At 52.0% G+C, this 7,569-nt stretch carries 7 protein-coding genes; all 7 read left to right on the forward strand.

Annotation, left to right across the window (positions count from 1 at the left end):
- Complete coding sequence (locus tag A918_RS0101950; RefSeq protein ID WP_022709425.1) at nucleotides 1-1,116, forward strand: ABC transporter ATP-binding protein; 1,116 nt, start codon at nucleotides 1-3, stop codon at nucleotides 1,114-1,116.
- Nucleotides 1,117-1,125: 9 nt separating this feature from the next.
- Complete coding sequence (locus A918_RS0101955; RefSeq protein ID WP_022709426.1) at nucleotides 1,126-2,661, forward strand: GMC oxidoreductase; 1,536 nt, start codon at nucleotides 1,126-1,128, stop codon at nucleotides 2,659-2,661.
- Nucleotides 2,658-3,434 (forward strand): 3-ketoacyl-ACP reductase, encoded by a 777-nt coding sequence (locus A918_RS0101960; protein ID WP_022709427.1) that lies wholly within the window; start codon nucleotides 2,658-2,660, stop codon nucleotides 3,432-3,434. The genes A918_RS0101955 and A918_RS0101960 overlap by 4 nt, the downstream gene beginning before the upstream one ends.
- Before the next feature lie 39 nt (nucleotides 3,435-3,473).
- Nucleotides 3,474-5,129, forward strand: coding sequence for a GMC family oxidoreductase (locus tag A918_RS0101965; protein ID WP_022709428.1), 1,656 nt, complete (start codon nucleotides 3,474-3,476; stop codon nucleotides 5,127-5,129).
- 8 nt (nucleotides 5,130-5,137) lie between these two features.
- Nucleotides 5,138-5,458, forward strand: coding sequence for a Dabb family protein (locus A918_RS0101970; RefSeq protein ID WP_022709429.1), 321 nt, complete (start codon nucleotides 5,138-5,140; stop codon nucleotides 5,456-5,458).
- A 171-nt stretch (nucleotides 5,459-5,629) separates the two neighbouring features.
- Entirely contained in the window at nucleotides 5,630-6,436 is an 807-nt protein-coding gene (locus A918_RS0101975; protein WP_022709430.1) for a hypothetical protein, read from the forward strand.
- Nucleotides 6,437-6,462: 26 nt separating this feature from the next.
- The gene (locus tag A918_RS0101980) at nucleotides 6,463-7,536 is read left to right on the forward strand and encodes a linear amide C-N hydrolase (protein WP_022709431.1); all 1,074 of its coding nucleotides are present in this window, start codon (nucleotides 6,463-6,465) and stop codon (nucleotides 7,534-7,536) included.
- The last annotated feature ends 33 nt before the right edge of the window (nucleotides 7,537-7,569 follow it).

The raw sequence follows: 7,569 nt of genomic DNA on the forward strand, positions 1-7,569 counted from the left end.
ATGTCATTTCTTAAAATCACAAACCTTCGCAAGTCATACGGCGCAGTAGAAATTCTCAAGGATATCAGTCTTGAGGTTGAGGAGGGCGGTTTTCTGGTGCTTGTCGGGCCGTCCGGCTGCGGCAAATCCACATTGCTGAACACGATTGCCGGACTGGAGCCGATCAGCGCGGGTGATATTGCTATTAATGGTCAAGCGGTCGCTGATCTGCCGCCGTCCAAGCGTGATATTGCCATGGTATTCCAGTCCTATGCGCTTTATCCGAATATGACGGTTGCCGGAAATATCGCATTCGGCATGGAAGTGCGCGGCGTTCCGAAAGATGAACGTGAAAAAGCCATCCGCGACGTATCGGAAATGTTGCAGATCGGGCATTTACTGGATCGCAAACCCAGCCAGCTTTCCGGCGGTCAGCGCCAGCGTGTGGCAATGGGGCGGGCGCTAGTGCGCAATCCGCAGGTCTTTCTGTTCGATGAACCATTATCCAATCTTGATGCCAAGCTGCGTGTGGATATGCGCACCGAGATCAAACGTCTGCATCAGCGCATGAAAACCACAATCGTTTATGTGACCCATGACCAGATTGAAGCGATGACACTGGCAACAAAAATTGCCGTTCTCAAAGACGGAATTCTGCAGCAATTCGGCACACCGGCAGAAATTTATAACAGTCCGGTCAATATGTTCGTAGCGGATTTTATGGGCTCGCCAGCTATGAATTTACTGACAGCAACCGTAGAAAACAGTGCGCAGGGGCTGCAGATTTCACTTGAGCGACCAGATAGCGACCCGCTGAAACTGCCGGTGCCTGCGAGACAGAATGAACTGGATGCCTATGCCGGTAAACAAGTGGTCTTCGGTATCCGTCCTGAGGCGTTGACTGATCCTGACGGAACAGACCGCAATGCAGGTACAATTGCGGAAGGTGACTGCCATATTGAGGTTGTAGAACCGGCAGGCTCGGACACATTTGCCGTGACCAAGCTCGGCGGTAAGGAAGTGGTAGCGCGATTGCGGGCAGATGCGCATATCCATGCGGGGCAAACCGCGCGGCTGGCCTTTAATCTGGATAAAGCTGTGTTCTTTGATCCGCAAACGCAACAGCGTATTGCGTGAGATAAGTGCATGGGTACTTCCTCATCCAGGCAGCCGGATATTGTCATTATCGGTTCAGGCATCGGCGGAGCGACAATCGCTTCGGGGCTGGCGGCGAGCGGCGCTGATATTCTGATCCTTGAGGCTGGCGGGCATTTGCCGGACAGACCGGAAAATCGTGATCAGGTTGCAATTTTTCAGCGCGGCTTTTTCCGGCCAGACGAGTTCTGGGATGAGAAAAGCGGCGGTGCAGGCGGATATACAGCTTTTAATCCCGGTAATTATTACAATGTCGGCGGCAATTCAAAATTCTATGGTGCGGTGCTGTTGCGTTACCGTGCCGAGGATTTTGAGGAGATGCAACACAGGGAGGGCGTGTCTCCTGCATGGCCGTTCGCCTATGAGGAGCTTGAGCCGTGGTATTGCGAGGCCGAGCAGCTTTATCAGGTGCGGGGCGCTGCGGGTGACGATCCGACCGAGCCGTTTCATTCGCAAGCCTATGCCTTTCCGCCTGTGCCGGAAGAGCCTGCAATTGCTAAGGTAAGGGAACGGCTGAAGGCTAATGGCTTGCAGCCTTTTTCACTGCCTCTGGGTGTGGATGTGGAGCGTTGGTTGCGCAAGGCGAAAACGCCGTGGGATGCGCATCCCAATTGCGATGACGGCAAAATGGATGCCGAAACGACTGCGCTGGCCAAAGCCTTGCAGCATTCCAATATCCGTTTGCAAACCGGTTCACGGGTGACAAAACTGAACACGGCGGCTGACGGCAGGCATATTGAGAGTGTCTGCTATGTGAAAGACGGCACTGAGCATCGCCTGACACCGAAACTGGTAATCCTGTCTGCGGGGGCGGTGCAATCTGCCGCTTTGCTGCTGCGCTCAGCCAATGCGCAGCACGTTCAGGGACTGGCCAATTCCTCAGGGCAGGTTGGTCGTAACTTCATGAACCATAATGCGAGTGCGGTTCTGGCTGTGTCGCCATGGTATAAAAACACGTCTGTTTATCAAAAGACTTTCGGCCTCAATGACTTCTATCTTTCCGATGGTCAGGGTGGCGCACCTTTAGGGAATGTGCAGCTTCTGGGACGTGTTTCCGGGCAGATTCTCAAAGCCAGCCTGCCGCAAGTACCGCTATGGATGCTGAACAAACTCTCCGCCCATGCCATCGATTTCTACGCGATGAGCGAGGATCTTCCGCATCCGGACAGCCGGATTATGGTGGATGGCGAACGCATCATCATGCAGTGGCAGCGTACCAACTGGCAGGCGCATCTTGATTTGGTGAAAAAGCTGAAGACAGTGCTGAAGGCGGCTGGCTTTCCGCTCGTTTTGTCCCGTGTTTTTGACAAGCGTACACCGTCACATCAATGCGGAACGGTGCGGATGGGGAGTGATCCGGCACAGGCACCGCTGGATGTTTTTTGCCGTGCCTATGACCATCCCAATTTGTTTGTGGTTGATGCATCTTTTCTGCCGACATCTGCGGCGGTTAATCCTGCACTCACAATTGCTGCACAGGCATTGCGGGTGGCCGCACATATTTCTGCAAAGGATTTGCAGTCATGACAGTTGCACAGCGTCCTGTTGTTTTGATTACCGGCGGCCGTCGCGGTATTGGCTTCGCGACTGCCAAAGCGCTTGCGCAGTCGGGATTTGATGTTGCGCTTACTGGAGTAGAGTCTGTTCAGACTGACGATCCTGTACTCGCGGAACTCGGTGCACTGGGTGCCGATGCGCATTACTGGCAGTCGGATTTGTCTGATACCTGTCAGCATCAAACAACGGTTGATGCGATATTTCAACGCTTTGGTACTATTGATTGCCTTGTGAATAATGCGGGTATCGGCTCTGTTATTCGCGGGGATTTTCTGGAGTTGCGTCCGGAAAATTTTGACGCGGTTATGAATGTTAATCTGCGGGGTACAATCTTTTTTACGCAGGCTGTTGTACGCTCAATGTTGGCGGTGAAGCACAGTCAGAAACCCCGTACAATCATTAATATTACCTCGGTTTCCGCATCTGCCAGTTCACCCGAACGGCTGGATTATTGTGTCAGCAAAGCAGGTCTGTCGGCTTTCAGTCAGGGGCTGGCATTACGGCTTGCTCAGAGTGGTATTGCGGTTTTTGAGGTTCGTCCCGGCATTATCCGCACAGATATGACTGCAAAAGTCTCAGAAAAATATGATGTGTTGATTGCTGAAGGACTGGTGCCTGCCGGACGTTGGGGAGAGGCGGCGGATATCGGAGCGATTTGTGCCGGTCTTGCTTCCGGTGCCATGCATTTTGCCACGGGAACAGTGATTGCTGCGGATGGCGGCCTGTCAATTGCGCGCTTCTGACGTGCATTTTTGAAATGACCTGATTTAAGGATCAGAACCATGCATTATGATTATATTATCACCGGTGCGGGGCCTGCCGGTTGTGTTCTGGCAAATCGCTTGTCAGAAGACGCTGATGTTAAAGTTTTGCTGTTGGAAGCTGGTGGCAGCGACCGCAATCCGTTGTTTCATATGCCTGCAGGCTTTGCCAAGATGACCAAAGGTGTTGCCAGCTGGGGCTGGGAGACTGTCCCGCAAAAACATATGAAAGGGCGGGTGCTGCGTTATACGCAGGCTAAAGTCATCGGCGGCGGTTCGACGATTAATGCCCAGCTTTATACACGCGGTAATGCGGCGGATTATGATCTCTGGGCTGAGGAAGACGGTTGCAAAGGCTGGAGCTATCGCGAGGTTCTGCCATATTTCAAGCGTGCTGAGGATAATCAGCGTTTTGCTGATGACTATCATGCCTATGGCGGGCCGCTTGGCGTGTCGATGCCGGTTTCTGCCTTGCCGATTTGCGATGCGTATATCCGCGCGGGGCAGGAGCTTGGTATTCCCTATAATCATGATTTTAACGGTAAAACACAGGCCGGTGTCGGGTTTTATCAGCTGACGCAACGTAACCGCCGCCGCTCTTCGGCAGCACTTGCTTATCTTGAGCCGGTGAAAAACCGCAAGAACCTGACAATCCGGCTCGGTGCTGCCGTAACGCGCATTGTGCTGGAAGGATCGCGGGCAGTCGGTGTGGAAATTGTCACTGCCAAAGGCACTGAGATTATCCGCGCCGAGCGCGAAGTGCTGGTGTGCTCCGGTGCTATCGGCTCGCCGAAACTATTGCTGCAATCGGGCATTGGTCCTGCAGACCATCTGAAATCTGCCGGTGTTGCGGTTCAGCATGATCTGGCCGGTGTGGGTTCCAATATGCAGGATCATCTTGACCTGTTTGTGATTTCAGAATGCACGGGCGATCATACCTATGACAATGTCGCCAAGCTGCATCGCACATTGTGGGCAGGGCTGGAATATGTGTTGTTCCGCTCAGGGCCGGTGGCTTCCAGCCTGTTCGAGACCGGCGGTTTCTGGTATGTAGACCCGCAAGCTCGTTCGCCGGATATTCAGTTTCATCTTGGCCTCGGCTCCGGTATCGAAGCCGGTGTTGCAAAACTTAAAAATGCCGGCGTCACACTCAATTCCGCATATCTGCATCCGCGTTCACGCGGCACGGTGCGGTTGCGCTCGGCTGATCCGGCGGCTGCGCCGCTGATTGACCCGAATTACTGGTCTGATCCTCATGATGTTAAAATGTCGATTGAGGGATTGAAAATCGCGCGTGAAATTTTCGAGCAGGCGGCTTTGAAACCTTTTATTCTGGCGGAAAAACTACCGGGTAAGCAGGTGGTGAGTGATCAGGATTTGTTTGATTATGGTTGTGCCAATGCGAAAACCGATCATCATCCGGTAGGCACCTGCAAAATGGGAACGGGTGAGGACGCTGTTGTTGGTCTTGATCTTAAAGTTCATGGCTTGGAGGGACTGCGTATCTGTGACAGTTCGGTGATGCCGCGCGTGCCGTCCTGCAATACCAATGCGCCAACTATAATGGTGGGGGAAAAAGCAGCGGATATTATCCGTGGTTTACCGCCGCTGCCTGCCGCGATTTTTGCCGATGAGCGCAATGATTTCCGTCCGCGTGCACGGACACAAATTAGATAGGCAACCTTATGATCCGTCACTGTGTCTTCATTCACTTTAAAGCATCGGTTTCACAGGCTGAGAAGGATGCGATTTTTGCAGAAATCGTGGCATTAAAATTTCGCTTAAAAGGGCTCCTCGCCGTGCATCTTGGTAAGAATGTCAGCCCTGAAACCGGCATGGATAAAGGTTATTCGGAAGGTTTTATCGTGGATTTTGCTGGTGCTGCGTCCCGTGATGCCTATCTTGCTGATGCCGAGCATCAGAAAACCGGCGCGAAGATTGTGGCTGCAGCGCAGGGCGGTACAGATGGTGTGCTGGTCTATGATCTGGAAATAAAAACCGTTTGAACATTGCTTGCTGTTGCAGCTTTTTTAATCCGGTTGCACAATTTATTTTTGTCTTATCATGTTATTTATTGGAAATGCCAGCTGAATACTTCGGACGGAAGTTGACCCGCTGCCATAATCATCTATTTTCTCAATAGATTCTTAATTTATCGGCAAGGGGCATGCCTGCTTATGCGTAATATTGCACTTCTCACGACTTCAGCGCTTTCCGGTCTGGCTATGATGTGTAACGCAATGGCTGCCGATGTGGCTCAGCCGCAATATATTGCCGAAGACGGCTGGAAGATTATCGTCAGTCCTTATGTCTGGGGCGCTTCGCTCAAAGGTAAATCTGCTCTGGCCGGTATTCATACGGATGTGAATATCCCGTTCTCCGAGATTTTTGATAATCTTGATATGGCGGTGATGGGGAATGTCGAGATTGTTAAAGGCCCGCTGGGTTTTTATATCGACGGTCAATATGTTTCCACCACACAGGACGAAAACCTGTTCGCCAATGAGCTGGCTCTGAATGTGAAGACAACCTCGATCGCCGGTGGTGCATTCTATCGCGTTTATGAGCAGGAACTGGGCGGCGTAACCGTTTTCAACGATCCGCAGCGTTTTACAGTCGAGCCGACAGTGGGTGTACGCTGGACAAAGATCAAAGCTGATCTTGCTGTCGGAAGATTCAGCGTTACCAAAAAAGCAGAATGGACAGATCCGTTTATCGGTGTGCGTTTGAAAACTGACCTGAACGAGCGCTGGAACCTGTCCGGTGAGGCTGATATCGGCGGTTTTGGCGTGGGCTCCAAACTCAGCGTGAATGCGCAGGCCTATCTCGGCTACCGGACTTTCCTGTTTGACCGCCCGACCAATCTGCGCATTGGCTACCGCGTTCTGTCGCAGGATTATCAGGGTGACGATTTTACCGGTCACACCTTTAAATGGGATGTCGTGCAGCACGGGCCGGTTCTCGGCCTGTCCATGCGGTTCTGATCTTATTCAAACAGCGGAGTTTTCTGATGTTTCTGCACCGTAAAGCGGTTCGTTCTGCGCTTGTGGCTAAAACAGTTGCATTGTCCTTATTCGCTTCGCCGCTGATTGCGGAAGCCTGTACCCGTGTCGTCTATCAGGGCGCAAATGATGATGTGATCACGGCCCGTTCCATGGACTGGAAAGTGGATGTGGCGACCAATCTCTGGCTGTTTCCGAAAGGCATGAAGCGGAATGGCGAGGCCGGTGAAAACTCGATTGAATGGACATCGAAATATGGCAGCGTCATCGCTTCGGGTTATGATATTGCAACCACAGACGGCATGAATGAAGTCGGGCTTTCTGCCAGCGTTTTGTGGTTGGTAGAATCCGAATATCCGGAATTTACAAAAGACAAGCCCGGCCTGACAATTGCTGCCTGGGCGCAATATGTGCTTGATAATTATGCAACGGTGGAAGAAGCTGTTGCCGCGCTGAAGACCGAGCCTTATACGATTGTTACCGATAAGGTTCCGGGTGAAAGCAGACTGGCAACGCTGCATCTGGCCATTTCCGATGCGAGTGGTGACAGCGCAATTATCGAATATATCGACGGCAAGCAGGTTATTCATCACAACCGTAAATATCAGGTCATGACGAATTCCCCGACTTTTGACCAGCAGCTGGCACTGAACAGCTATTGGCAGCAGATCGGCGGCACAGTCATGCTGCCGGGCACCAATCGTGCCGCAGACCGTTTTGCCCGCGCATCATTCTATATTAATGCCATTCCGAAGAGCGAAAATCCGGATGTGGCGCTGGCAAGTGTGTTTGGCGTTATTCGCAATGTGTCGGTGCCATATGGTATTACCACGCCGGATCAGCCGAATATCTCTTCCACACGCTGGAGAACTGTGGCCGATCAGAAGCGCAAACTCTATTTCTTTGAGTCTGCACTCACACCCAATACATTCTGGGTCGATCTGAAAGGCATGAATTTTTCCGCTGAGACCGGCAAGGTCAAAAAGCTCGATCTGGGTGAAAATCAGACCAATGTCTTTGCCGGCAATGTGAATGAGCAGTTTAAGGAAACAGAACCGTTTCAGTTTCTCGGGCTTGAATAAGCGCTTTCACTAGCACTCAAACGAAAAAAACCC

The sequence above is a fragment of the Pseudochrobactrum sp. AO18b genome, assembly GCF_000409565.1.
Lineage (GTDB): Bacteria > Pseudomonadota > Alphaproteobacteria > Rhizobiales > Rhizobiaceae > Pseudochrobactrum > Pseudochrobactrum saccharolyticum.